This window comes from Janthinobacterium sp. GW823-FHT03B06 (assembly GCF_058796955.1).
In genome coordinates this window covers 230,598-256,621 of sequence record NZ_JBXAJE010000001.1, presented here as the reverse complement: position 1 = coordinate 256,621, position 26,024 = coordinate 230,598, and the positions used below count along the sequence as shown (strand labels likewise).

At 65.6% G+C, this 26,024-nt stretch carries 24 protein-coding genes; 17 read left to right on the top strand and 7 right to left on the bottom strand.

Features of this window, described 5'->3' with window-relative positions:
- The first annotated feature begins 203 nt into the window (after positions 1-203).
- From AC1RBA_RS01210 to AC1RBA_RS01130, 17 genes are all read left to right on the top strand, one after another.
- Positions 204-932, top strand: coding sequence for an ABC transporter ATP-binding protein (locus AC1RBA_RS01210; RefSeq protein ID WP_070312061.1), 729 nt, complete (start codon positions 204-206; stop codon positions 930-932).
- Positions 929-2,314 carry an ExeA family protein gene (locus tag AC1RBA_RS01205; protein ID WP_492416131.1) on the top strand — a complete coding sequence of 462 codons (1,386 nt, stop codon included), beginning with the start codon at positions 929-931 and terminating at the stop codon, positions 2,312-2,314. Before AC1RBA_RS01210 ends, AC1RBA_RS01205 begins: the two co-directional genes overlap by 4 nt.
- 107 nt (positions 2,315-2,421) lie before the next feature.
- Entirely contained in the window at positions 2,422-4,374 is a 1,953-nt protein-coding gene (locus tag AC1RBA_RS01200; RefSeq protein WP_070220286.1) for a pilus (MSHA type) biogenesis protein MshL, read from the top strand.
- Positions 4,371-5,789 (top strand): tetratricopeptide repeat protein, encoded by a 1,419-nt coding sequence (locus AC1RBA_RS01195; protein ID WP_492416129.1) that lies wholly within the window; start codon positions 4,371-4,373, stop codon positions 5,787-5,789. The genes AC1RBA_RS01200 and AC1RBA_RS01195 overlap by 4 nt, the downstream gene beginning before the upstream one ends.
- Positions 5,790-5,796: 7 nt before the next feature.
- On the top strand, positions 5,797-7,500 hold the full coding sequence (locus AC1RBA_RS01190; protein ID WP_070224563.1) for a GspE/PulE family protein: 1,704 nt from the start codon (positions 5,797-5,799) through the stop codon (positions 7,498-7,500).
- Positions 7,500-8,705: a type II secretion system F family protein gene (locus AC1RBA_RS01185; RefSeq protein WP_070224564.1), complete on the top strand. Its 1,206-nt coding sequence runs from the start codon at positions 7,500-7,502 to the stop codon at positions 8,703-8,705. The genes AC1RBA_RS01190 and AC1RBA_RS01185 overlap by 1 nt, the downstream gene beginning before the upstream one ends.
- A 21-nt stretch (positions 8,706-8,726) precedes the next feature.
- A complete protein-coding gene (locus AC1RBA_RS01180; protein WP_492416128.1) occupies positions 8,727-10,295 on the top strand; it encodes a hypothetical protein in 1,569 nt (522 codons plus the stop codon).
- Positions 10,292-10,975 (top strand): hypothetical protein, encoded by a 684-nt coding sequence (locus AC1RBA_RS01175; RefSeq protein ID WP_492416126.1) that lies wholly within the window; start codon positions 10,292-10,294, stop codon positions 10,973-10,975. Before AC1RBA_RS01180 ends, AC1RBA_RS01175 begins: the two co-directional genes overlap by 4 nt.
- Entirely contained in the window at positions 10,972-11,418 is a 447-nt protein-coding gene (locus AC1RBA_RS01170) for a hypothetical protein (protein ID WP_492416124.1), read from the top strand. The genes AC1RBA_RS01175 and AC1RBA_RS01170 overlap by 4 nt, the downstream gene beginning before the upstream one ends.
- Positions 11,415-12,149 (top strand): hypothetical protein, encoded by a 735-nt coding sequence (locus AC1RBA_RS01165; protein WP_492416122.1) that lies wholly within the window; start codon positions 11,415-11,417, stop codon positions 12,147-12,149. Before AC1RBA_RS01170 ends, AC1RBA_RS01165 begins: the two co-directional genes overlap by 4 nt.
- Entirely contained in the window at positions 12,146-12,856 is a 711-nt protein-coding gene (locus AC1RBA_RS01160; RefSeq protein ID WP_492416121.1) for a type II secretion system protein, read from the top strand. Before AC1RBA_RS01165 ends, AC1RBA_RS01160 begins: the two co-directional genes overlap by 4 nt.
- Complete coding sequence (locus AC1RBA_RS01155; protein WP_492416119.1) at positions 12,856-13,629, top strand: ABC transporter permease subunit; 774 nt, start codon at positions 12,856-12,858, stop codon at positions 13,627-13,629. The genes AC1RBA_RS01160 and AC1RBA_RS01155 overlap by 1 nt, the downstream gene beginning before the upstream one ends.
- Positions 13,629-14,348, top strand: coding sequence for a hypothetical protein (locus AC1RBA_RS01150; protein ID WP_492416118.1), 720 nt, complete (start codon positions 13,629-13,631; stop codon positions 14,346-14,348). Before AC1RBA_RS01155 ends, AC1RBA_RS01150 begins: the two co-directional genes overlap by 1 nt.
- An 87-nt stretch (positions 14,349-14,435) precedes the next feature.
- Entirely contained in the window at positions 14,436-15,008 is a 573-nt protein-coding gene (locus tag AC1RBA_RS01145) for a prepilin-type N-terminal cleavage/methylation domain-containing protein (protein WP_070291219.1), read from the top strand.
- 27 nt (positions 15,009-15,035) lie between these two features.
- Positions 15,036-15,401 (top strand): YgiW/YdeI family stress tolerance OB fold protein, encoded by a 366-nt coding sequence (locus tag AC1RBA_RS01140; RefSeq protein WP_070222900.1) that lies wholly within the window; start codon positions 15,036-15,038, stop codon positions 15,399-15,401.
- A 233-nt stretch (positions 15,402-15,634) separates the two neighbouring features.
- A complete protein-coding gene (locus AC1RBA_RS01135) occupies positions 15,635-20,119 on the top strand; it encodes a PAS domain-containing protein (RefSeq protein ID WP_492416116.1) in 4,485 nt (1,494 codons plus the stop codon).
- Complete coding sequence (locus AC1RBA_RS01130; RefSeq protein ID WP_230504841.1) at positions 20,116-21,039, top strand: diguanylate cyclase domain-containing protein; 924 nt, start codon at positions 20,116-20,118, stop codon at positions 21,037-21,039. The genes AC1RBA_RS01135 and AC1RBA_RS01130 overlap by 4 nt, the downstream gene beginning before the upstream one ends.
- A gap of 86 nt (positions 21,040-21,125) precedes the next feature.
- On the opposite strand, the gene AC1RBA_RS01125 is transcribed toward AC1RBA_RS01130, so the two are convergent.
- The 7 genes from AC1RBA_RS01125 to AC1RBA_RS01095 form a co-directional block, all read right to left on the bottom strand.
- On the bottom strand, positions 21,126-21,581 hold the full coding sequence (locus tag AC1RBA_RS01125) for a MaoC family dehydratase (protein ID WP_070222902.1): 456 nt from the start codon (positions 21,579-21,581) through the stop codon (positions 21,126-21,128).
- The gene (locus tag AC1RBA_RS01120) at positions 21,574-22,062 is read right to left on the bottom strand and encodes a MaoC family dehydratase (protein WP_492416114.1); all 489 of its coding nucleotides are present in this window, start codon (positions 22,060-22,062) and stop codon (positions 21,574-21,576) included. Before AC1RBA_RS01120 ends, AC1RBA_RS01125 begins: the two co-directional genes overlap by 8 nt.
- Positions 22,059-23,204 (bottom strand): acyl-CoA dehydrogenase family protein, encoded by a 1,146-nt coding sequence (locus AC1RBA_RS01115; protein ID WP_492416112.1) that lies wholly within the window; start codon positions 23,202-23,204, stop codon positions 22,059-22,061. Before AC1RBA_RS01115 ends, AC1RBA_RS01120 begins: the two co-directional genes overlap by 4 nt.
- Positions 23,205-23,220: 16 nt before the next feature.
- A complete protein-coding gene (locus AC1RBA_RS01110) occupies positions 23,221-24,411 on the bottom strand; it encodes an acyl-CoA dehydrogenase family protein (RefSeq protein WP_492416110.1) in 1,191 nt (396 codons plus the stop codon).
- Between the two features lie 183 nt (positions 24,412-24,594).
- Positions 24,595-24,945, bottom strand: a complete 351-nt coding sequence (locus AC1RBA_RS01105; RefSeq protein ID WP_099411435.1) for a VOC family protein — start codon at positions 24,943-24,945, stop codon at positions 24,595-24,597.
- Between the two features lie 30 nt (positions 24,946-24,975).
- Positions 24,976-25,290, bottom strand: coding sequence for a hypothetical protein (locus AC1RBA_RS01100; protein ID WP_492416108.1), 315 nt, complete (start codon positions 25,288-25,290; stop codon positions 24,976-24,978).
- An 85-nt stretch (positions 25,291-25,375) separates the two neighbouring features.
- A complete protein-coding gene (locus AC1RBA_RS01095; protein ID WP_070222914.1) occupies positions 25,376-25,963 on the bottom strand; it encodes a TetR/AcrR family transcriptional regulator in 588 nt (195 codons plus the stop codon).
- Between the last annotated feature and the right edge of the window lie 61 nt (positions 25,964-26,024).

Here is a 26,024-nt window from a genome sequence, read left to right as displayed (position 1 = left end):
TCGACAAACAAATTTCACAGAAGATACACGCCTGCGGCGCGCACAGGCATTTTATTCCAGAACCTGTTGTTTCTTAAAGAAAATACATTCCATCATTTGATTTTTGCGCATTTGAACACGATGCAAGGAAACACTTGCCGCCCGCCTGCGCCCATGGCAATAATGGCAGTCGTTCACCGTCTTCCCTGCCGACCATTGCCCCTATGAACGCCTGCGCCATCGAGTTCCACAACGTACATCTGCAGCTGGCGGGCAGCGCCGTGCTGCGCGGCGTCGACCTGCAGGTGCGCGCGGGTGAACTGTTCGGCCTGGTCGGCGTGAATGGCGCGGGCAAGACTTCCCTGCTGAAATGCCTGCTCGACTTTTGCACGCCCGAGCGGGGCGAGATCGCCATTTTCGGCCGGCCGCACCGGCACGGCGCGGCGCGCCAGCCGCTATCGTTTCTGCCGGAACGTTTCCAGGCGCCTTATTACCTGACGGGCGGCGACTTCCTGCGCTACCTGTCGCGCCTGCACGATGTGCGGCCCGATGCGCACGCCGTGCAGCAAGCCCTGGACGCGCTGGACCTGGCGCCGGACGCCTTGCTGCGTCCCGCGCGCGCCTATTCGAAAGGCATGATGCAGAAACTGGGGCTGGTCGCCTGCCTGCTGTCGGGCAAGCGGCAACTGGTGCTCGATGAACCGATGAGCGGACTCGACCCGAAGGCGCGCGCGCAATTCAAGCAGGTGCTGCGGCAAGCGCATGCGCAGGGCCGCGGCGCCCTGCTCACCTCGCATGCGCTGGCCGATGTGGAAGAATTGTGCGACCGCATGGCCATCCTGCATGCGGGCCGCATCGTATTTACGGGCACGCCCGCCGAATGCCGCGCCCGCCATGGCGGCACGGAAGACGCCAGCCTGGAGCAGGCTTTTCTCAATTGCATCGCGGCATGAACACCGACACGCAGGTTTCCAGCCACTACGCGCCCTCGCCGTACGGCATGTATCTGCGCCATTTCGGCTTGCGCACGGCGCCGTTCGGCATCACGCCGGACCCGGCCTTTTTCTATCCCGGCAATACGCGGGGCGAACTGCTCGATGCGCTGCTGTATGCCGTCACGCAAGGCGAAGGCATCATCAAGCTGACGGGAGAAGTGGGCAGCGGCAAGACCATGCTGTGCCGCATGCTGGCCGAACGCCTGCCGCCCCAGGTCGACGTGCTGTACCTGCTCAATCCCTGCCTGGAGCCGGACGAAGTCCTGCACGCCATCGCTGCCGAACTGGGCCTGGAACTGGACGGATGCCGCGCCGATGCCGCGCTGCGCGCCCTGCACGGCGAGCTGATCGCCAGGCATGCGGCCGGGCGCCAGGTGGTGCTGCTGGCCGAAGAGGCGCAAGCCATGCCGGGCGCCACTCTGGAAGCGCTGCGCCTGCTGACGAACCTGGAAACGGCCAGCCACAAGCTGCTGCAAATCGTGCTGTTTGGCCAGCCGGAATTGCAGCACACCCTGGACTTGCCCCAGTTCCGCCAATTGAAGGAACGCATCACCCACAGTTTCACCGTGCCGCGCCTGCCGCAAGCCTTGCTGAACGATTATCTGGCGTGCCGCCTGGCCGCCGCCGGCCGCCTGGCGCCGCTCGTTTTTACGCCTGCCGCGCTGCGCCGGCTGGCGCGCGCGGCGCAGGGCATCGTACGCAGGGTCAATATCCTGGCCGACAAGGCCTTGTTGGCCGCGTTTGCGGACGATGCGCAGGAAATCAGCGCGCGCCACGTGCGCCTGGCCATTGCCGACAGCCCCTTTCACCGCCCGCCCTGGCATGCGGGCAAGCTGCTGGCAGGCGTCTTGAGCGCGCTGATGCTGCTGCTGGCTGCGGCACTGCTGTGGCAATGGCTGGTACCGGGCCAAACGGCGGCTATCTCGGCCCCGGCTGCCGTCCCACGCGCACCGCTGCCGGCGCCGTCGACGCTGCTCGACAGCAAGCTGGCCGAATCGCGCGACTGGCTGGCACGGCAAAGGCCGCAGCAACTGGTGCTGCAAATCGCCAGCCTGCCCGCCACCGAAACGGCTGCGGCGGAAACTTTCCTGCAGCAGGCGCAGCAAGCGATCGGCCTGCGTGACCTCCACGTGTTTCGCCTGCCTGGCGCAGCGCCCGCGAGCGCCGCCGCGCGCCTGGACATCGTCTACGGCAGCTTCGCCGACCGGGCCAGCGCCGAAGCCGTTTGGGCGAGGCTGGCCCCCTCGTCGCCACAGAAAATATTGCTGAACGACATAGATAGTATCCGTACGGAAATGAAAGCCACGGCACCGCTACAAACGACGCGTGGTAGCCCCTGACTTTATTTCGGTATATTGCCTCCGGAGCCCGCACAGCCGATTGATTTTAGGCGATCATGCTGGGTAAAATTGCAAAGGCACAACACGACTCCAAGGGCGAACTTTTCATGAATCAACACCCTATTCCTGTGCTGGCCTCCTGGGTCGCCCTCGCCTGCGGCACCGTGCTGTCCGGCTGCGCCACGCATCAAATGCCGCTGTCGCCTGCCCACCTCAATACCGCGCCCGTCGCCGGCGGCGCCATTCCCGAACCGGTGCAGCAAAGCAGCGCGCTGGCCGCGCCCTTGCCCGCGCCCAAAGTGGAAACCTACAGCGTCACCGTGCACAAGGTGCCCGTGCAATCGCTGCTGTTTGCGCTGGCGCGCGACGCGGGCATGAATATCGACATCCACCCGCAGATCGAAGGCAGCGTCACCCTGAATGCGCTGAACCAGACCCTGCCGCAATTGCTGGCACGTATCGGCAAGCAAGTCGATATGCGCTACGAAATCGATGGCAAGAACCTGACGGTGCTGCCCGACGCCCCCGTATGGCGCAATTACAAGATCGATTACGTCAACATCGCGCGCAGCACCAACAGCAGCGTGAATATCGCTACGCAAATTTCCACGGCGGGCGGCGGGTCGAACAACGCCAGCAATCCCGTTGGCAGCACGCAAGGCAGCGGCGGCAACGGCAATAACAATTCGACCACCCTGGTCGTGAATCGTTCGGAAAATAACTTCTGGTACAGCCTGGAAAAAAATATCCGCGACCTGCTGCGCGACACCACGCTCAACGACGTGCAGGTCGACCCGCTGGCGCAGCTGAACCAGCAATTGACGGCCGCACAGGGCAATACGCCAGGCCAGCAGGGACAAGCGGGTCAGCCAGGCCAACCGGGCCAGCAGCAGAATCAGGGCGGCAACCAATACGGCAGCCAGGCGCCGATGCAGACTGGCGGCCAGTATGCGCCAGGCCAGCAGGCACCCAACCAGAATGCGAATCCTGGCCAGCAGCTCGACGCGAACGGCCTGCCTCTATTAAAACTGGCCAACAAGGGCAGCCCCTCGTCCGTCGTCGTCAACGTGGAAGGCGGCTTGATCGCCGTGCGCGCCACGGGTCGCCAGCACGAAAAGATCGCCGAATTCCTCGATGCCGTGTTGCACAGCGCCAAGCGGCAAGTGTTGATCGAGGCGACCATCATCGAGGTGCGCCTGAGCAATGAATATCAGCAAGGCATCAACTGGTCGCGCCTGACGGGCAGCCTGAGCCTGAACCAGGGCCGTGTCGGCACCCTGCCCCTGCCCAGCGGCGTGCTGCCGGGTACGTCGCCCGGCATCTTCGTGCTCAACTACATGAAGGATAGTTTCAGGACCACCATCCAGCTGCTCGAATCGTTCGGCAAGGTGAAAGTGCTGTCCAGCCCGAAGATCAGCGTGCTCAACAATCAAACGGCCATGCTGAAGGTGGTCGACAACAATGTCTTCTTTACCATCAAGGTGACGCCCGCCGTGATCAGTTCGACGGGCACCATCACCACACCCGCCACCTATGAGTCGAAACTGGAAACGGTGCCCGTCGGCTTCGTCATGAGCGTCACGCCGCAGATTTCCGACAGCGACGAAGTCACGCTCAATGTGCGCCCCACCATTACGCGCATCGTGGGCTATGTGCAAGACCCGAATCCGGCCCTGGCCACGGCCAGCGTGATCAGCCGCGTGCCCGTGATCCAGGCGCGCGAGCTGGAATCGATCATGAAAGTGGGCAATGGCCAGATCGCCGTGATGGGCGGACTGATGCAGGATTCCATCGACAATGCCAAGGATGGCGTGCCCGGCCTGTCCAGCCTGCCCGTCGTGGGCAATTTGTTTACCTATCGTAATGAGGCAAGCAGCAAGACGGAGCTGGTGATCTTCATGCGCCCCGTCGTGGTCAAGGATGCCAGCATCGAAGGCGATTACCGCGACTACCGTTACCTGCTGCCCGGCCAGGCGCCGCTCAACAGCCAGCCGTACACGGATGGCCCGCCGGCGCCAGCCGTCCAGCCGCAGGCACGCCTGCAGGGAGACGTCCCATGAGCTTGTTGATGCAGGCGCTCAAGAAAGCCGAGCGCGCCAAGCAGAACAGCCTTTCCGACGAAGAACTGGAAAAGCCGTCCGAAGCCTACGACCAGGTACTGGAACTGGCGCCGGCCGACGCCCTGCCGCCCCGCCCTGTGCCTGCCGCACCACCGCCCGCGCAGCCGGCAAGCAGCTTGCGCCTGGAACCGCTGCAGGACGCTCCCGCGCCGCAGCCCGAGTCCAGCGGCGCGCAGCCCGGTTCACAGCAAGGCAAGCAACCTGGCCCGCCCCCCGAGCCGCCGCGCGCCCGTCCGGAACCGCCGCCCGCCAAGCCACGCGCCAGCCGCAGCAATCCGCCGCCGAAAGGCCCCACCGGCCCCATCAGCGTCGACCCGGCCACCGTGCGCCTGGCCGTGCTGCTGGCGATCCTGCTGCTGGTGGCGGGATCGCTGGCGTACTGGTACTGGCGCGCCAGCAGCAGCCCCGGCGCGGGCGCCAACCTGCCCGGCGTACCCATGCCGCTGACGGACGCCCCGGGCACGGCCGGCGTTGCCGGCCCCATCGTGGTGCTGCCCGGGGCCGGCGGCGTTCTGCCGGACGCCCCGGCGCCCGCACCGCTGCCGCAGGACGCGCCGCGCGAACAGCGCCCGCCAGCCGGCGCGGCGGAACAGCAGGCGATGATCCAGGCCGCAGCACAAGCGGCCGTGGCCGCCCAGCTGGCGCAACTGCCGCCGCCTGCGCAGCCCAGCCTGCCACCGGTGGCCGCGCCCGACAATAGCCAGATCCAGGTGCTGCGCAACGATACGGCGCCGCAAATCAACCCAGGCGTGCAGCAAGCCTACCAGGCCTTCAACGGGGGCCAGCTGGGCCTTGCTCGCCAGCAATATGAAAGCGTGCTGCGGCAGGATGCCAACAACCGCGACGCGCTGCTGGGCCTGGCGGCCGTGGCCCTGCGCGAGAACCAGGGCGCGCAGGCGGCGTCGCTGTACGTGCGCTTGCTCGAGATAAACCCGGACGATGGCGTCGCGCTGGCCGGCCTGATCGGCCTGCGCCAGGGCGACGTCGTGCAGAGCGAAGCCAGGCTGAAAGCCCTCCTGGCCCGTACCCCCGACAGCGGCCCCGTGCTGTTTGCCCTGGGTAATGTGTATGCCAAGCAGCGCCGCTGGAACGAAGCGCAGCAGCAATTTTTCCGCGCCTACGGCGCCGCGCCCGGCAATCCCGACTATGCCTTCAACCTGGCCGTCGGCCTGGACCGGCTGAACCAGCCCAAGCTGGCCGCCACGTATTACCAGCGCGCCTTGACCCTGGCGCAAACCACGCCCGCCGCGTTCGACCAGGCCGTCGTGCAAACGCGTTTGCGCGAACTGGCGGCCCCCGCACCGGCAGCACCGGCCCCTGCCGAGCCCGTCACCATCACACCCCGTCAGGAATAAGCACTACATGGCAGAACAGGCAAAACTTCCGCTGGGCAAATTGCTGATCCAGAAAGGGGTGATCAGCGAAGACCAGTTGCGCATCGCCCTGATCGAGCAGCGGCGCAGCAGCGAACCGCTGGGCAAGCTGCTGATCACCCTGGGCTTCGTCACGGAAGCCACCGTGCGCGAGGCCCTCAGCGAAAACCTGAAACAGGTCAGCGCGGACCTGTCGAGCCTGGTGGTCGACGCCATCGCCCTGAAGCTGATTCCGAAGGACGTGGCCAAGCGCTACCGTGTCTTTCCCATCGTCTACGAGCGGCAGGCGGACAACCTGATCCTGGCCATGGCCGACACCAGCAACATCGTCGCGCTCGACCAGATCAGCGCCATGCTGGTCAAGGGCATCACGATTTCCACCGTGCTCGTCAACGAATCGGACATTTCGCGCGCCATCGACCAGTACTATGGTTTTGAATTGTCGATCGACGGCATCCTGCACGAAATCGAGACGGGTGAAGTCAGCTATCAAAGCATGGCGTCGCCATCGGACGAGTACAGCCAGCCCATGGTGCGGCTGATCGACGCGCTGCTGGCCGACGCCGTGCAGAACGGCGCCTCGGACATCCATTTCGAGCCGGAACAGTCGTTCCTGCGCATCCGCTACCGCATCGACGGCATCCTGCGGCAAATCCGCAGCCTGCACAAATCGTACTGGCCGGCCATGGCCGTGCGCCTGAAGGTGATGTCGAACATGAATATCGCCGAAGCGCGCGCGCCGCAGGATGGACGCATCAGCATCAAGTTTTCTGGTCGGCAAATCGACTTCCGCGCGTCCGCGCAACCCACCACGCATGGCGAAAACGTCGTGCTGCGCGTGCTGGACCGGCAAAAGGGCATCGTCCCGCTGGACGGGCTGGGCCTGGCCGAAGCGGAACTGAACTTGCTCAAACTGATGATCGCCCGCCCCGACGGCGTGATCCTCGTGACGGGCCCGACGGGCAGCGGCAAGACCACCACCCTGTATTCGATACTCAACCATATCAATACGGAAAGCGTCAACATCATGACCCTGGAGGACCCGGTCGAGTATCCGATGAACATGATACGCCAGACCTCCGTCAACGAATCGGTCAAGCTGGGCTTTGCCGACGGCATCCGCTCGATGATGCGGCAAGACCCGGACATCATCCTCGTGGGCGAGATCCGCGACCGCGAAACGGCGGAAATGGCCTTTGCCGCCGCCATGACGGGCCACCAGGTGTATTCGACTTTACATACGAGCTCGGCCATCGGTTCCGTGGCGCGCCTGCTCGACATCGGCATCCTGCCCGACATCATGGCCGGCAACATCATCGGCATCGTGGCGCAGCGGCTGGTGCGCCGCTTGTGTCCGCATTGCAAGGAAACGGTGATCGCCGACGACGTCGAACGCCGCCTGCTGGGCCTGGCAACAAGCGATGCGCCCGCCTCCATCTGCCGCGCCGTCGGCTGCGAGCGCTGCGCGCACCAGGGCTACAAGGGCCGCCTGGCGATCATGGAAATCCTCAAGATGACGGCTGAACTCGATGAATTGACGGCGCGCCGCGCCAGTTCGCGCGAATTGAAGAACGCGGCGCGCGCGGCCGGCTTCAAGGGCATCGTCGACGACGGCGTGCGCCGCGTGCTCGAAGGCGTGACCACGCTGGAAGAAGTGGGCCGCGTGGTCGACTTGACGGAAAGGCTGGCCTGATGGCGCAATATGTCTACCGCGCCATGGATGCCGCCGGCGCATTGATTCCCGGCAGCATGGAGGCGGCCAACGTGCCGGACCTGGAAGCGCGTTTGCACCGCATGCAGCTGGACTTGATCGACTGCAAGATCACGGGCCAGTATCTGGTGCTGCTGGGCAAGCGGGTCATCCACCGCCGCGACCTGATCAACTTCTGCTTCCACATGGAACAATTGACGGGTGCGGGCGTGCCCATCCTGGAAGGCTTGAACGACTTGCGCGAAAGCACGGACCACCCGCGCCTGCGCGAAGTCGTCACGGATCTGATCGAAAGCATCGAAGGCGGCTTGCCGCTGTCGGGCGCGCTGGCCCAGCATGGCGACATCTTCGACGCCACGTTTACCAGCCTGATCCTGGCGGGCGAACAGAGCGGCAAGATCGCCGAAGTGTTCAAGAATCTGTCGGAGAGCCTGAAGTGGCAGGACGAGCTGGCCTCGCAGACGCGCAAGATCGTCATGTACCCGGTCATCGTCGCGCTGGTGGTGGCGGGCGTGACGTTTTTCCTGATGATTTATCTGGTACCCCAGCTGACGGCGTTCATCCGCAACATGGGCGGCGAGCTGCCGCTGCACACGCGCGTGTTGATCTTTGTATCGAATGTGTTCATCGATTACTGGTATGTGCTGCTGGCCTTGCCCGTGCTGCTGTTTTTCGGCCTGCGCGCCCTGATCCGCCGCAGCGAAGCGGCCCGCTACGCGTGGGATGGCTTGAAGCTGCGGCTGTGGCTGGTCGGCCCCGTGCTGCACAAGATCATCCTGGCCCGCTTCGCCACGTTTTTTGCCCTGATGTATGCTTCCGGCATCACGATACTCGAATGCATCCGCCTGTCCGAAGGCATCGCCGGCAACCAGGTGGTGGCGGCCGGCCTGCGCCGCGCCGCCCAGCTGATCAGCGAAGGCCATGGCGTGACCGCCGCCTTCCAGCATACGGGCATCTTCCCGCCGCTGGTGATCCGCATGCTCAAGGTGGGCGAGGCCACGGGCTCGCTGGACACGGCCTTGCGCAATGTCAGTTACTTTTACAACCGCGAAGTGAAGGAATTGATTGAAAAAGTGCAGGCCATGATCGAGCCGGCCATGACGGTCATCCTGGGCCTGCTGCTGGGCTGGATCATGCTGTCAGTGCTGGGGCCGATCTACGACACCATCAGCACGATGAAAACTTGAGACCCGAGACCTGAGACCGCCGTGTTCCGCAAACAATTACTCTACATCACCAGCGACGCGCTGTGCGCCTACGACTGGGACCACGGCGTGCTGGGCCAGGGCCAGGCCTTCCCCGCCAGCGCGGCCGGGCTGGACGGTTTCGCCGCGTGGCTGGAAGATCCGCAGGGGCAACGGTCGGGCGTGCCCGCCTACCTGCTGACGGACTTGATCGAGGAAGATTTCCAGCGCCAGCTGCTGCCCCACGTGCGCGGCAAGGCCGGCCGGGCCCTGCTGGAGCGGCGCAAGCAGCAATTACACCGCGACACGCCCTACCGGGGCAGCACCCTGCTGGGCCGCGAAAGCACGGGCCGCCACGACGACCAGGTGCTGTTCTTTGCGCTGACCAACCCGTCCTTGCTGCAGCCATGGACGGAGGCGCTCGAGCACCTGCGCGTGCCCGTGGCCGGCATTTATTCGACCAGCCTGCTCAGTATCGCGCTGGTCAAAAAGCTGTCGATCGCGCATGAACACTTGCTGCTGGTGACGCAGCAGTCGGGCGGCTTGCGGCAAAGCTACTATGAAAAGGGCCAGCTGCGCTTTTCGCGCCAGACGGCCACCATCGCGCTCGACGGCGTGGCCGTGAATATTGCGCTGGAAACGGAAAAAACGCGGCAATTTCTCACCAGCACGCGCATGCTGGCGCGCGGCGACGTCTTGAATACCGTCATCCTGGCGCCGGCCGCGCAAATCGCCAAGCTCGAACTGCTGTGCGACAACGGCGTCGAAGTGGCTTACCACTTCATCGACCTGCAGCTGGCGGGCGAACGGGTGGGCTTGCGCCGCACGCCGGCGCTGGCCGACGAATTGCTGCTGACTTTGCTGGGCAAGCATCCGCCGTCCAGCCACTATCCGCCCGGCGCGCTGGCCCGCTACTACCATTTCCAGCGCGCGCGCAAGACGCTGTATGGCGCCAGCACGCTGATCGGCGCATCGGCGGCCCTGTGGTGCGCGATTAACTTGCTCGGCGGCATAGCCGACGGGGCCGCCATCGAACGCCTGGCGCAGGAAACGGCGTCCTATCAGGAGCGCTACCGCAGCGTCATGTCGACCCAGCCGCCGGCGCCGGCCAAGACGCAAAACATGAAAGTGGCCGTGACCCTGGGCCACATGATCGCCAGCCAGGCGCCGGAGCCGGGCCGGCTGCTGGGCATGCTGAGCGCCGCACTGGACCAGGCGCCGCAAGTCGCGCTGGGCCAGCTGCACTGGCATGCGGGCCAGGCGCCCGCGCGCGTGGCGAGCAATCAGACGCCGCCACAGCAGCAGCAAAGTACGGGCGCACCGGCCGGCAGCGCCCTGGCCGGCATTCCCGTCGCGCCGCCGCAGGCCTTGCGCCTGGAAGCGGACGTGGCCATGCCGAACAACGATTACCGCGCGGCCCTGGCGGCCATCACGGCCTTCGCGCAAACCCTGGCGCGCCAGCCGGGCATGCAGGTGACGATCGAGGAAACGCCGCTCGACCTGCGCCCCAGCGCGGCCCTGTCCGGCAAGAGCGCCGTGCCGGCGCCGGCCAGCCAGGCCCGCTTCACCCTTTTGCTCGCGTGGCAGCCATGAGCGGCCCCGTCAAACAGCCGCCCCTGCCCGGCATGCAACGGAGCGGCACGCCCGCGCGCGCGCTGCCCGCCTGGCTGGGCGAACTGCATCTGATACGCCGCGCCCTGCTGTGCTTTGCGCTGACCTTGCTGGCCAGCGTGGTGCTGCTGAGCCTGAGTGCCGCCTACCGGGCGCGTCAAGCACAGCAGCTGGACCTGGCCCAGCGCACGCGTTCGGCGGCCGCCCTCCTGTTCAACCATGCGGAGGCGGAAAAGCAGGAAATCCGCGCCTACGAACCGCAATTCCTGGCCCTGCGCCAGCGCGGCCTGATCGGCGAGGAAAACCGCCTGGCCTGGATCGATGCCATCCGCCGCAGCCAGGAACAGCGCAAACTGCTGCCGATCAGCTATGACATCAGCCCGCAGCAAGGGCTGCAAGTACCGTTGCCCATGGTGATGGGACAATATCAGCTGCGCGGCAGCCGCATGCGCCTGCAGATGGATTTGCTGCACGAGATGGATTTGCTGAACCTGCTGAACGATTTGCGCCAGGCCGGCTATTTCGCCGTGCAGGATTGCACGCTCAAGCGCCACGCTGCGGCCGGGGCCGGTCCAGGCAGCGGAGCTGCGCCCACCGTGGGCGCCGAATGCGAGCTGCTGTGGCTGACCCTGGGCAGCGCGCCCGTGCCGGGGCGGCCATGAGCGGCGCCCCCGTCCTTCGCCTCCCCCTCCTGCGCGCCCTCGTCCTGGGCGTGCTGCTGGCCGGCGCCGCGCTCACGGCCCAGGCACAGTCGCCGCAACTGGGCCGTTTGTTCCTGTCGCCCGACCAGCGCGCCCAGCTCGACGCGCAGCGCTACGGCCCGCCGGCGCCCGATCCTGCCCTGGCGGCGCCCCCGGCCCCGCCGCCGCCACCGCCGCCTGCCCCGCCCGTGGAATTGAATGGCGTGGTGCAGCGCAGCAGCGGCCGCTCTACCGTCTGGCTGAACCAGGAAACGCAAAACGAACCGCACAACCGCCTTGCGCGCGACAAGTCCGGCACGCCCGGCGCCCTGACCTTGCGCCTGTCGAACGGCCAGGTGGTGCTCCTGAAGCCCGGCCAGCGCTACGACCCGGCCAGCGGCACGGTCACCGAGGCGCCGCCATGACGCCTCACCAACCGCATCGCCAACTTCGTCGCCAGCGCGGCGCCGCCCTGTTGCTGCTGGTGGCCGTGTTGGGCCTGGGCACGGCCAGCCTGCTGATCGGCGCCTTCGGGCGCAACACCGGCGAAGCCGAACGCCAGCAGCGCACCCTGGCCACCCTGGCGCAGGCGCGCGACGCCTTGCTGGGCTTTGCGGCGACCAATGGCCGCCTGCCCCGTCCGGCCGCCTCCGCCCTCGACGGGCGCGAACGGGCCGCCGACTGCGCCGGCGACGCCGAGTGCAGCGGCTTTTTGCCGTGGGTGGCGCTGGGCGTGGACGGCGTCGACGCCTGGGGCAAGCTGCTGCGCTACAGCGTCACGCCAGAAATGGCGCGCGCGCCCATCGTCTCGTTTTCCGCTGTCGCCAACAGAGTCGTGCTCACGCGCGACGGGCGCGGCGCATTCGCCTTCGTGGCGGGACAGGACCAGTGCGACGTCAGCGCCCAATGCCTGCCCGTCGTGCTGTTCTCGCAAGGCAAGGATCACTACGGCACGGCCGCCAGCGGCGTGGCGCAGATCAACACGGCACGCGGCAATATCGACGAAGCCGCCAACGACGGCGCCAGCCGCCGCTTCATTAACCGCCCCGCCACCGACCTTGCCACGCTGCCCGGTGGCGCCTTTGACGACATGCTGACCTGGATTACCTTGCCCACCCTGTATCAACGCATGCGCGCCGCGCGCAACCTGCCATGAGCGCCCTCCATGCGCGCCGCCAGGGCGGCTTTTCCCTGATCGAGATCGCCATCGTGCTCGTCATCGTGGGCCTGATGATCGGCGGCCTGGTCACGCCATTGACGGTGCAGCTGGAACAGCGCAAGGTGGCCGAGACGCAACAGGCGCTCAATGAAGCGAAGGAAGCGCTGACGGGCTTTGCGCTGCGCTACGGCTACCTGCCGTGTCCCGCCATCTCCGCCGGCAATGGCCTGGAAGACCGGCGCGGCGCCCGCTGCACGGGCGAAAAACGTGCGGGCTTCCTGCCCTGGGCCACCCTGGGACTGCGCCAGGGCGACAGCTGGAACAATCTGTTCCGCTACAGCGTGACGCCCGCCTTCAGCGACAGCGAGCAGCAATTCAACCTGGGCACGCCGCGCGACATCAGCATCGTCACGCGCAATGGCGGCGCGCTGCTGCAGGCGACGGCGTTAAGGGACATCCCCGCCATGATCATGTCGCACGGCAAGAACGGCTTTGGCGCCACGGGCGTGCAGGGCCAGCGCCAGGCTATTCCTTTCAGCAACAATGTCGACGAGCGCAACAATGCATCGAACGCCACCACTGTCATCAGCCGCGCCGCCAGCGGCCCGCAGCAGCCGGGCGGCGAGTTCGACGATATCGTCGTCTGGCTGTCGCCGAACATCCTGTTCAACCGCATGGTGGCGGCGCAAAGGCTGCCCCGCTGATGCCGATGCTCTGGCCCGCCCTCACCATCGCCCGCTACACGCTGCTCGAAGCGCTGCGCAGCCGCCTGCCGTGGCTGTTCGTGCTGGCCGCCTGCGCCGCCGCCGGCCTGGCCGGCTTTCTGCAGCAACTGGCGCTGACGGAAAGCGGCGCCGTGCAGGCGGCGCTGCTGGCGGCCGCCTTGCGCCTGGCCGGCGTCTTCCTGCTGGCCACGTTCATCATCACCAGCATGGCGCGCGAAGCGGCCGACCGGGGCCTGGAATTGCTGCTGGCCTTGCCCATGCCGCGCGCAGCCTACCTGCTGGGCAAACTGCTGGGCTACGGGGCGCTGGCGGCAGCGCCCGCCGTGCTGTTCGGCCTGCTGATGGCGCTGTTCGCCGCGCCCGCGCAAAGCGCGCTGTGGGCGCTGTCCTTGCTGGGAGAATTGTGGATCGTCGCCGCCTTCAGCCTGCTGTGCGCGGCCAGCCTGCAGCAGGCCTTGCCCGCGCTGGCCGCCACTAGCGGTTTCTATGTGCTGGCGCGCATGCTGGGCAGCCTGCAGCTACTCGCGCACGGCCCGCAGGCGGGCGACTCCCTGGTGCAACGGGCCACGGCAGGCGCCATCGACGTGCTGGCCCTGCTCTTGCCCCGCCTCGACGCCTTTGCGCGCACGGAGTGGCTGCTGTACGCGACCGGCGACTGGCAAGCCCTGGCCGGCGTGGCGGCGCAAACGGCCATCTATGTGGCCTTGCTGGCCAGTTGCGCGCTGTGCGACTTTTACCGCAGGAACATCTGATGGCCTCCGCCCAGCGTCCGTGGTCGAGCGTGCCGCGCCCCCTGTGCTGGCTGCTGGCGGCCTGCCTGCTGCTGCAGCTGGGCTGGCGCCTGGCGCAGCAGCAGGCACCGCCACAGGCGCGGCCCCTGCCCGCCGCGCCGCCGGCAGCCGTGGCGCGCCTGGCCAGCCTGGGCGAGCCGCTGGCCATGGCCAAGGCCATGCTGCTGTACCTGCAATCGTTCGAAGACCAGCCCGGCGTCAGCCTGCCATGGCGCAAGCTCGACTATGACCGCCTGGCCGGCTGGCTGGAGACGGCGCAAATGCTCGACCCGCGCAGCCAATACCCGCTGGTGGCCGCCAGCGAAGTGTACGCGGGCGTGGCCGATCCGCAGCGTGCGCGGCGCATGCTGGCCTTCGTCGCCGCCAGCTTCGCCGCCGACCCGCAGCACCGCTGGCCCGCCATGGCGCAGGCGGCGCTGGTGGCCAAACACCAGTTGCACGACCTGCCGCTGGCGCTCGCCTATGCACGCCAGTTGCGCCGGCTGGCGACGGGGCCGCAAGTGCCAGCCTGGGTGCGCGAAATGGAAGCGTTCATCCTGGAAGACATGGACCAGCTCGACAGCGCACGCCTGGTGATCGGCGGCCTGATCGCCAGCGGCCAGATCAGCGACCCGCACGAACTCGCTTTTCTCGCGCGCAAGCTCGATGCACTGGCCGACAAGAAAAAGGCGGCGCCATGAGCCACCGTCCGACATGCCGTGCGCGCGCGGCGCCAATTGCAGTAAACTGCCATACCAGTCCCCAGCACTTTTTTCCAAGGAAATCCCATGCTCCCACGCCGCCAGCACGGCTTTACGCTCGTAGAAATCGCCATCGTCCTGGTCATCATCGGCTTGCTGCTCGGCGGCGTGCTCAAGGGACAAGGCTTGATCGACAGCGCCAAGGTGAAAAACATCATCCAGCAGTCGAATGCGCTGACGGCCGCCGTCAACGCCTACCAGGACAAATTCCGCGCCCTGCCCGGCGACGATATCCAGGGCACCGTACACGTGCCCAATTCGGCCGGCAACGGCAATGGCGACGGCCAGATCGGCGACGGCCAGCCGCGCGAATTCACGCTGGCGCCGCAGCACCTTGCGCTGGGCGGCTTCATTACCGGCTCGTTCAACGGCACCTCGCAATTCATGACCAGCGCCCAGGGCGGCGCCGTCTACCTGTACAACGATGAAGTGGGCGGACGGGCCGGCAACGGCATCCGTTTCGACAACCTGCCCGAAGGCTACGCCGAGCAGATCGACAGCAAACTCGACGATGGCGTGGCCAGCACGGGCAGCGTCCGGGCGAACATGCCCTATGGCAATACCGGTGCTATCATCCCCCGCACCGCCGTCTTTTTCTGAGCCGCCACTCACTATCGAAGGAATACCATGCCACTGCACCGCAAACTCATCGTCTCCCTGGCCGCCGCCTGCGCCTTGCTGGCCGGCGGCGCGCACGCCCAGTACGTGGGCCCGACAGCCGGCCCGGCCGCGCCCGGCAATGTGGCCGCCATCCTGAAAAATCCCGTCGACGACCAGGCCGTCGTGCTGCGCGGCCACCTGCTGCGCAAAGTGGGGAACGAGAAATACACGTTTTCCGACGGCACGGCGGAAATCCGCGTGGACATCGACGACAAGGTCTTCATGAACCGCCAGATCGACGCCAGGACCCGCGTGGAAATTCGCGGCGAAGTGGAAAAGGATTTCATGGAAAGCCCGGAAATCGATGTCGATGTGCTGACCGTGGTCCCCTAAGTTTCCTTGCCCTCCCGCCGCCACGGCGGGAGGGGCGTCACCTCCCTTCTGTATTCCTTGCGCAACCTTTTTTCCATCCAAGAAACTAGGCTTGTCAGAACAATCAATTTCGTCTAGCATCTTTTCATTCAAGGTCAGCCAGCGCCAGCGTGAGCCTGCCTGTCGACTCATCCATTCTGGGAGCTTTCCGGGTGCAAGATTTGCCTTCGATACGCTCAAGAATTTCATGGCTGGTGTTCGCCTGGGTCATTCCGACGGCCCTCGTGTTTCTCCTGCTCGTGGCGCAAAGCTACACGCGCGAACGCGACCATGTCGTCAGCGAAACGGCGCAGGCGGCGCGCGCCGTCTCCGCCGCCATCGAACGCGACTTGAGCGGCGCCCAGATGGCCGCGCGCCTCATGGCCGACTCGCCCGCCCTGCAAGACGACGATATCGACGCCCTGCGCGCCCTGGCCGGCAGCCTGCTGCAGCCGGGCCTGGCCGTCAGCGCCTTCATCGTCTCCGACGCCAAGGGACGCCAGCTCATCAATACATCGCTGCCCGCCGGCCAGACACCGCCCCCTTTGCCGCAAAAATGGGCCGCCAGCATGGACCGCGCGCGCGACTACGGCAAGCCACGGCTGACCAGTTTGCTGACGTCGCCGGACGAGGTGCCGCGGCTGGCCCTGAACCAACGCTTGCCGCGTAACAAGGGACCCGCCTATGTGCTGACGGCGCTGTACCCGCCCGACTACCTGCCCTTGCTGCTGCGCGAGCTGCACCTGCCGGCCTACCTGGGCGCGGCCATCGTCAACGCCGACGGCATCAACGTGGCGCGCACCCTGGCGCCCCAGCGCTATGTGGGCCAGCGCAGCCCGGCCCCCTTGCTGGAGCAGATACGCCAGCAGCGCGAAGGCGTGCTGCGCCACGCCACCCTGGAAGGCATCGACGTGTATACGGGCTTTCGCCGCGCGCCGGACGACGCCTGGACGGTGGCCGTCACCATCCGCACCAGCACGGTGGCCGAAGCCCTGCTGCGCTCCGTCGTCACCGGCTCCCTCATCCTGGCCCTGCTGCTGGGCGCCGGCTTTGCCCTGGCCTGGCGTGTGGGCGGCCGCCTGGCCCGCACCCTGCAGGAACTGACCGTGCAGATCCATGCGCTGGCGCAAGGCAAACCCCTGCTTTCGAACAAGCACACGGACCGCGAATCGGCCGACATGGCAGCCGCGCTGGGCGCGCTGGAACGCGACTTGCGGCGCCACCGCACACAGCTCGAAAGCCTGGTGAGCGAGCGCACCCTGGCCCTGGAAAAATCCACGCGCCTGCTGGAAACCGTCTACGCGACGGCGCCCATCGGCATGCTGTTCGTGGGACTGGACTTGCGCGTCGTCATGATCAACCAGTACCTGGCCGCCATCCACGGGGCCAGCGTGGCGCAGCATCTGGGCCGTCCCGTGGGCGCCATGCTGTTCGACGCCGCCGTGCGCATGGAGGTGGAACGCTGCGTGCGCCAGGTGCTCGAAACGGGATCGCCCATCGTCGACCTCGAATTGCAGGGCCATGGCGGGCGGCAGCGCGAACAGCTGAGCCACTGGATCGTCTCGTATCACCCGATTTTCGGCCCCGAGCAGCAGTTGCTGGGCGTGTCGGGCCTGTGGCTCGACATTAGCGAGCGCAAGCGCAGCGAAGCGGAATTTCGCCGCTCGAAACACCTGTTCGGCACCATCATTGAAAACATCCCGGCCATGGTCTTCGTCAAGCGCGCCGACAAGCTGAGCTTTGAAATGGTCAACCGCCACGCGGAACTGACCCTGGGACGCTCGCGCGAGCAATTGCTGGGCAAGACAGACCACGATTTCTTCCCGCCGCAGCAGGCGGCCGCCTTCGTCAGCGCCGACCGCAAGCTGCTGGCCACGGGGCAGATGGTGGAAATCGAACAGGAGCCGATCAACACGGCCGACGGCACCACGCGCCACTTCACCACGCGCAAGGTGGTGCTGCGCGACGACGCGGGGCGCGCCAGCCACGTGCTGGGGGTATCGATCGATATCACGGAGCGCAAGCGCGCCACCGAGGTGCTGCACGCCACCACCTTGCGCCTGGAACAGAGCGAGCGCTTCATCCGCACCGTCACCGACAACCTGCCCGGCATGGTGTCGTACTGGGGTGCCGACTTGCGTTGCCGATTCGCAAATAATTTCTATAATGAATGGTTTGGCCGCAGCAGCGCCGAACTGGCCGGCATCCACATGAGCGAATTGCTGGGGCAGGAACTGTTCGACGTGTATGCGCCCCACGTCGAGGGCGTGCTGGCGGGCCGGCCGCAAAGCTTCGAGCGCGACCTGCTCGACCCCACGGGCCAGGTCTGCCATACGTGGACCAATTACATCCCCGACGTCGACGACAGCGGCGGCGTGCGCGGCTTCTTCGTGCTGGCCTCGGACGTCTCCGAGCTCAAGCGCACGGAATTGCGCCTGCACGAACTCAATGAGCAGATGGTGCGCGCGCGCGACAAGGCCGAGGCGGCCAGCACGGCGAAGAGCGAATTCGTCGCCAACATGAGCCATGAAATCCGCACGCCGATGAACGCCATCATCGGCCTGGCGCGCCTGCTGGAAGAGTCGCCGCTGGAACGGCGCGAGCGCAGCTACGTCGGCAAGATCCAGATGGCCACGCAGTCGCTGCTCCATATCGTCAACGATGTGCTCGATTTTTCCAAGATCGAGGCGGGACAGATGGTGCTGGAACAGCGCCGCTTCCAGCTCGAACGCATGCTCGGCAGCGTCGGCGTGCTGCTGGCCAGCAGCGCCTGGGCGCGCGGCGTGGAGCCCGTGTTCGTGCTCGACCCGGGCGTGCCCGATGAACTGATCGGCGACGCCCTGCGCGTGGAACAGATCCTGATCAATCTGGTGGGCAACGCCGTCAAATTCACTTCGCATGGCGAAGTGGTGCTGTCCATCGGCATGGCGGCCGAGGACGCGGCCAGCGTGACCCTGGAGTTTTCCGTGCGCGACACGGGCATCGGCATCGGCGCGGCCGAGCAGGAACGCATCTTCGACGCGTTTTCCCAAGGCGACAGCGGCACCAGCCGCAAATACGGCGGCACGGGATTGGGGCTGGCCATTTGCCGGCGCATGGTGGAATTGATGGGCGGCCAGCTCAGCGTGAAAAGCGCGCTGGGCCAGGGTTCCGACTTCCGCTTCCGCTGCCGCTTCGGCAAGGCGGCGGCGCCGCACGAGCCGCGCGGCAAGGGCGCGCCCAGGGCCCTGTCGCTGCTGATCATCGACGACAACGCCAGCGTGCGCGCCATGCTGGAAGACTGGTGCGCGGCGCAGGGCTGGCACAGCCGCAGCGCCGACAGCGGCGCGGCCGGCCTGGCCTTGCTGCGCCAGGCCGGTGGCCCGGACGGCTTGCCGCCGGCAGACCTGGTGCTGCTCGACGCGGCCATGCCAGGCATGGATGGCATTTCCATGCTCACCGAGGCGCGCGCCGATGCGCTCTTGGCGCTGCCGCCCGTGATCATGCTGGTGGCCGACCAGGACAGCGAAAACCTCGAACGCCTGGCCGACAGCCTGATGCTGGCCGGCATCGTCTCGAAACCGGCCACCCCGGCACGCCTGCTGGCGGCCGTGACGGCCGTGCGCGAAGGCCGTAGCGCTCCTTCCGCGCTGCCCGTGTCCACGCCCTTGTCGGGCTTGCTGGAAGGTATGCGCGTCCTGCTGGTGGAAGACAATGAAATCAACCAGGAAGTGGCGCAGTACATCCTGCTGCACTCGGGCGCGCGCGTGGCCGTGGCCGCCAACGGCCGGCTGGCCGTCGACTTGCTCACGAGCACACCGGACGCCTGGGACGTGGTGCTGATGGATTTGCAGATGCCCGTCATGAACGGCTACGACGCCACCCTGGCCATCCGCGCGCTGGGCTTGCCGGACCTGCCCATCGTCGCCATGACGGCCAATGCCATGGACGAGGACCGTCTGCGCGCCATCGCCAGCGGCATGAATGCGCATGTGGCCAAGCCCATCGATGTCGACGACATGATCGAGACCCTGACCCGGCTGGTGCCGGCGCCGCCGGGTGCGGGCACTGGCGGCAGCGCCATGCCGGCCGCGAACGCCGTCGCGTGGATGGCCGATGTGCCGGCCACGGTGCCCGGCATCGACCTGGCGGCGGCCCTGCACCGCTTCGGCGGCGACTACGGCGCCTTCCTGGCCCTGCTCAAGCGCTTTGAAAATTCGCAAGGCGACGCCGTCGAGGACACGCGGCGCCTGCTGGCCGCCGGCCAGACGCGGCAGGCGGCGCAGCTGCTGCACCGCGTATGCGGCGTGGCGGCCAACCTGGGCGCGGCCCACGTCGCCAGCCTGGCAGGCGAGGCGGAAAAAACGCTGAAAACGGCGCAATCGCACGCGACACCCGCCTTGCTGGGACAGCTGGAACTGGCGATGGCCGAAGTCATCGAAGCGGCGCGCACCCTGCCCTCGCCCCTGCGGCGCGGGCAGGGTGCACCCGCCGCACCCGGCAGCGCGCCGCCCGACCTGCGCGCCGGCCTGGCCGACTTGCTTGTCCTGATCCGCAACAATAACCTGAAGGCGCTGGCCCAATTCCACGCGCTGCACCCCGCCCTGCAACAATCAGACCGGGAAGCGGCCCTGGCGCTGGCCAACGCGATCGAAACCCTGAATTTTTCCGAAGCGGAAAAACTCGTGCTCGATCAGCTGAAACGAGAGGAAAACAAGTGAGCTGGACCAACCTTGCCATGAACGGGCGCATCCTCATCGTCGATGACGCCATGGAAAACATCCAGATCCTGCACCAGTTGCTGCGCGAGGAACACGAGGTGCTGTTCGCCCTGAGCGGAGAGAAGGCGCTGGAAATTGCGCATAATCAACTGCCGGACCTGATCCTGCTCGACGCCGTCATGCCCGGCATGGATGGCTACGCCGTCTGCAATGCGCTGCGCGAATCGGCCATCCTGAGCGCCATTCCCGTCATTTTCGTCACGGCCCTGAACCAGCCCGAGGACGAGACGCGGGCGCTGGAAGCGGGCGCCGTCGATTTCATCACGAAACCGTTCAACGCAGCCGTCGTGCGGGCCCGCGTGCGCAGCCAGCTGACCATCAAGCGGCAGGCCGACGCCATGCGCGAGCTGTCGCTGACGGATACGCTGACGGGCGTGGCCAACCGGCGCAGCTTCAATGACACGATGGACAGCGAATGGCGGCGCTGCGCGCGCGACGGCGTGCCGATGGCCCTCATCATGGCCGATATCGACCACTTCAAGGATTACAACGACACGTATGGCCACCAGGCGGGCGACCTGTGCCTGCAGCAGGTGAGCGACGCCCTGCGCCGCTGCGCCGTGCGCCCGCCCGACCTGCTGGCGCGCTACGGCGGCGAGGAATTCATCATCCTGCTGCCGCAGGAAACGCGCGACGGCGCCGAAGTGGTGGCCCAGCGCATCCTCGACGAAGTGCGCGCGCTGCAAATTGCCCACGCCAGATCGAGCGCCGGCCCGCACGTCACCGTCAGCCTGGGCATGGCCAGCGTCATGCCCACGGAAGGCATGGACCCCAGCGCCCTGATCCGCGCCGCCGACGCCCTGCTGTACCGCGCCAAGCAGACGGGGCGGGACAGGTATTGCGCGTCGGAGGGGGAGTAAAGAGGAGGCGCGCGCGCATGCGTCGGCTTACGCCCTGCGGGCTAAGCCGACCTACGCCGACCTGCGATGTGGGCTCAGCTTGCCGCTCAGGGATAGCAGCGCATCAAAAATTCCGCCACGCACACGGGTTTCGTGTCGCCTTCCCTCTCCATTGTCACGGCCCAGTTCACTTGCGCCCCTTCCGGCACGTCCTCGACGGAGAGGATGTCGAGCCGCGCGCGCAGGCGGCTGCCGACGGGCACGGGCGCGGGGAAGCGCACTTTGTTCAGGCCATAGTTGATGGCCATGCGGATGCCGGCCATGTGCAGCGCACCCTGTAGCATGGCGGGCAACAGGGACAAGGTCAGGAAACCGTGCGCCACGGTGCAGCCGTACGGCGACTCGCGCGCGCAGCGCTCGGCGTCCACATGGATCCACTGATGGTCGTCCGTGGCGTCGGCAAAGGTATCGATGCGCTGCTGCGTGATGGTGAGCCAGTCGGAGACGGCCACGTGCTGTCCCGACAAGGCCTGGAAACCGGCGATGCCGGCGATATCACGCATGGTGCTCTCCTGCCGGACGGCGCCCGAACATGTCCATGCCTTCGACGGTGGTCACCACTTCGCCATGCTGGTTGCGCACGCTCCACACGGAAATGACGATGCCGCGGTCCGGCTTCGAGGTGGACGGGCGCACTTCCTTGACCTGGTAGGTCAGTTGCAGGGTGTCACCTGCGCGCACGGGTTTGAGCCAGCGGATGCTGTCCAGGCCGGGCGAGCCCATGCTGGACGAATGCTTGAGCAGGTTATCGACCACCACCCGCATCATCATGCCGCAGGTATGCCAGCCGCTGGCGATGACGCCCTTGAAAATGGTCTTTTCCGCCGCAGCATGGTCGACGTGAAACGGCTGCGGGTCGAAATCCGTGGCGAAGGCGATGATTTCCTTTTCTGTCACGTGGCGCTGGCCCAGGTCGATTTCCAGGCCTTGCGTAAAGTCTTCGAAATACCAGTGTTTCGGGGCAATAGCGGTCGATGCGGTCATGCGGTCTCCGTCGGCAAGAAGCCCGGCTGGGCGATAAAGCGCTCGATGTGATGGTCCACGTCGCCCAGGGTCAGGGCGATCATGGAGAGGCGCTTGAAATGGTGGGCGGCAGGCAATTCGTCCGTCACGCCCATGCCGCCATGCAATTGCACGGCTTGCTGGCCGACAAAGGTGGCGGCCAGGCCCACCCGCGCCTTGGCGGCGGACACGGTACGGCGGCGCTCAGACGCGTCGTCGCTATCGGCCTTGGCGGCGGCCAGCATGGCCATCGAACGGGCTTGCTCCAGGTGGATGAACATGTCGGCCATGCGGTGCTGCAGGGCCTGGAATTTGCCGATCGGTGCGCCAAACTGCTGGCGCGTCTTCAAGTAGTCGAGCGTGGCGGCAAAGATGGCGTCCATGGCGCCCACGGCTTCCGCGCACAGCAAGGCGGCGCCATAGTCGAGTGCGGCATCGAGCACGGGCCAGCCCTGCCCCTTTTGTCCGACCAGCGCCTCATGCCCCAGCACCACTTGCACGAGGGTCACGGTGGCGGCGCGCTGGCCGTCGATGGTGCGGCAATCGCGCACGGAAACGCCGGGCGCGTCGACGGGCACGAGGAACAGCGAAATGCCCTCCGTCTCATCCTGGCCGCCGCCGCTGCGCGCCGACACGATCAGGGAATCCGCCTGGGCGCCATGGATGACGACGGTTTTCTCGCCGTCGAGCACGAAACCGTCGCCGCTGGCCGTGGCCGTCGTGGCGATATCGTGCAGGTCGTGGCGCGACTGGCGTTCACCGAGCGCGCACGCGAGCTTCAGGCTGCCGCTGGCGACCTGTTCCAGCACCGCATCATGGCCGCCCGCCAGGGTCAAGAAGCGCGCGCCCAGCACGGTGGCGAAATACGGTTCGACCACGAGGCCACGCCCCAGTTCCTGCATCACCAGCAGCATATCGACGGCCGTGCCGTCGAAACCGCCCGCGGCGGCCGGCAGCGGCAAGGCCGTCATGCCCAGCTCGGCCAGGGTGGCCCAGGCGGCATCGGACGTACCTGTGGCGGAATGGATGATGGTTTGCCGCGTCTCAAACGGGTAATCCTTGTCGACCCAGCGCCGGAGCGCGTCGGCGAATTGCTGCTGTTCCTGATTAAAATGGAAGTCCATGTCGTCTCCTTCTGGCTTACAGGCCCAGGATCATCTGCGTGATGATGTTTTTCTGGATTTCATTTGAGCCGCCATAGATCGATGTCTTGCGGTAATTGAAGTAATACGCGGCCAGCGGCGCGGTCAGGTCGTCGCCAGCGCTGCTGTGCGGCGCCCCGCCGTCAAGAAATGCCGGATCGAAAGGCAAGGCTTGCGGGCCGATGGCTTCGACCATCAGTTCCGTCAGTTGCTGCTGCAGTTCCGAGCCGCGCACCTTCAGCATCGACGCCTGCGGTCCCGGCCCCTTGCCCTCTTCGCTGATGACGCGCAAGACCGTCATTTCCAGCGCCATCAATTCGATTTCCAGGGTAGCGACCTTGGCGGCAAACGCGGGATCGTGCAGCAGCGGCGCGCCGCGCTTGGTTTGCTGCATGGCCAGCTGCTTGAGGAAAGTCAATTCGCGCTTCGAGCGGCCCACGGCGGCGATGCCCGTGCGCTCGTGCCCCAGCAGATACTTGGCGTAGGTCCAGCCCTTGTTTTCCTGGCCGACCAGATTGCTGACGGGCACGCGCACATTGTCAAAAAAGACTTCGTTCACTTCGTGCTCTTCGTCGAGCATGATGATGGGGCGCACGGTGATGCCCGGCGTTTTCATGTCGATCAGCAAGAAACTGATGCCTTCCTGCTTGCGCACCGTGCTATCCGTGCGCACCAGGCAAAAGATCATGTCCGCGTGCTGGCCCAGGGTGGTCCAGGTTTTCTGGCCATTGACGATGTAATGGTCGCCGTCGCGCTCGGCCGTGGTTTTCAGCGAGGCGAGGTCGGAACCGGCACCGGGCTCCGAATAGCCCTGGCACCACCAGTCGTCGCAATTCAAAATGCGCGGCAGATAATATGCCTTTTGTTCGGCGTTGGCGAAGGCCATGATGACGGGCGCCACCATGTTGATGCCGAACGGCAAAATCGGGGGCGTGGCGACGCGCGCGCACTCGTCTTCCCAGATATGGCGCTGCACGGACGTCCAGCCCGTGCCGCCGTATTCGACGGGCCAGGCCGGCGCGGCCCAGCCTTGTTGCGCGACAATCTTGTGCCAGCGCACATAGTCGTCCTTGACCAGGCGCAAATGCTGGCGCACCTTGCGTTGCAAGTCCGCCGGCAGATGGGTGTCGAGGAAGGCGCGCACCATGTCGCGGAACGCCGTCTCCCCGGCCGTGTAATGCAGGTCCATGTCTGTCTCCTTGTTCTTATGAGTTGCCGTGATGCCTGCACGCAAGGAAGCTCAGCGCACAAAAAAGCACGACCGTTCTCAATGATTGTACAACAGATTGGGAGGCGCGCCAGCCCTTTTACACAGGCCGGCGCCGGGTGGCATTGGCCCGCTGGCGGCGCGAAGCCGCCGTTGGCATCTTGTCTATGTGTGCGACAGAATATTGATGAGCTTGCCGAAAGGGTCGCGCACGAAAAAGCGCCTGACGCCCCAGGGCTCATCGCTCAGCCCATACTCGATGGCAAACCCTGCGGCAACCATGCGTGCAAATGCGGTATCGACGTCATCGACTTCAATCGACAGGTCTGGCACGGCCGTGTTCGAGCCGCCTTGCTTGGCGAAGCTCACTTGAACACTCATCTCGGTTTGCGCACCATACGTCATGATCCAGCCGTGGTCCATCAGCAGGCTCAGGCCCAGCACCTCCTCGTAAAACCTCCGCGCCAGGCCCGGATCTGACACGGGGACATTGGCAACGATACGCTTGACTTGCATATTTTTCCTCCGTGTTAATGATTGAACCATTCAAAGCTCACCCCTGCCATTCCACATCCACAACCGCACCCAGAAGTGGTGGCGAATCGAATTGAAATTCATTCCATGGCAGATAGCCAATTCCACCACCTGCCGGTAGTAGGCAGCCAACTCGCCCTCTCGTCCGCCAAGTTCGGACGTAAGTACCATGGATGGTTCAGACCGTGGAAATGAAGGCGGCTGAAGGCACTGTGTACATGTTGACGTGTCCACGCCTGCATGTCTGTCCGGACCGAAATAGAACTCTTTCTTCAAGAGAAAGCAAAGCTCTACATTCAGCAACGAAACTGGTTTGGCTTCAGTCATCCAAGATTTCATATGGTTGCAATAAAATTAATCTCAAGGGTTCTACGGAAAGGTCCGCTTCTGATGAGATTGCCACTTTTCACGATTACCTCTTTAGTAACAGCCCACGTAGAAGCAAATCCAATGCCGCAACTCCTTTTATCAAGCGCGCATTGCCTTCGTCACCGTCGGCGATCCAGAACGCCGCTTCTGCGAGACTGCCGTAGATCATCGAAGCCAGTGCCTCTGGGCAAGTGTCGGCCACGATGCCTTGATGAATCAGCTCGCGGATAAGCCCTTGCATCGACTCGAGGCAATGACGCTGCGAGTCCGGTGAAGCGCCTCCCAGCACCGCCCTGGCATCGCGTAAAACGATGCGCTGAATTTCCGGCTCCAAGGCCATCTCCAGATAGGCACGGCAGCGATGGCGAAAGCCTTCCCACAGATCGCCAGCGCTGTCGGAGATGCTTTGCAGGCGACCATCCATTTCCGCGTCGATCTGCTCTACCACCGCCAGCAGCAAGCCCTTCTTATCGCCGAAGTGATGATACAGCGCACCACGCGTCAGTCCTGCCTGCGCGGTGAGGTCGTCCATTGACGTATCGGCATAACCGCGCTCGCTGAACACTGTGCGGGCGGTAGCCAGCAACGATGCCCGGGTTTCTTCCATCTCCACACGCGTGCGGCGAACCATTGCTTTCTCCTTACATACATAACGTATGATTGTTTACATACAGTGCGTATGAATATATACT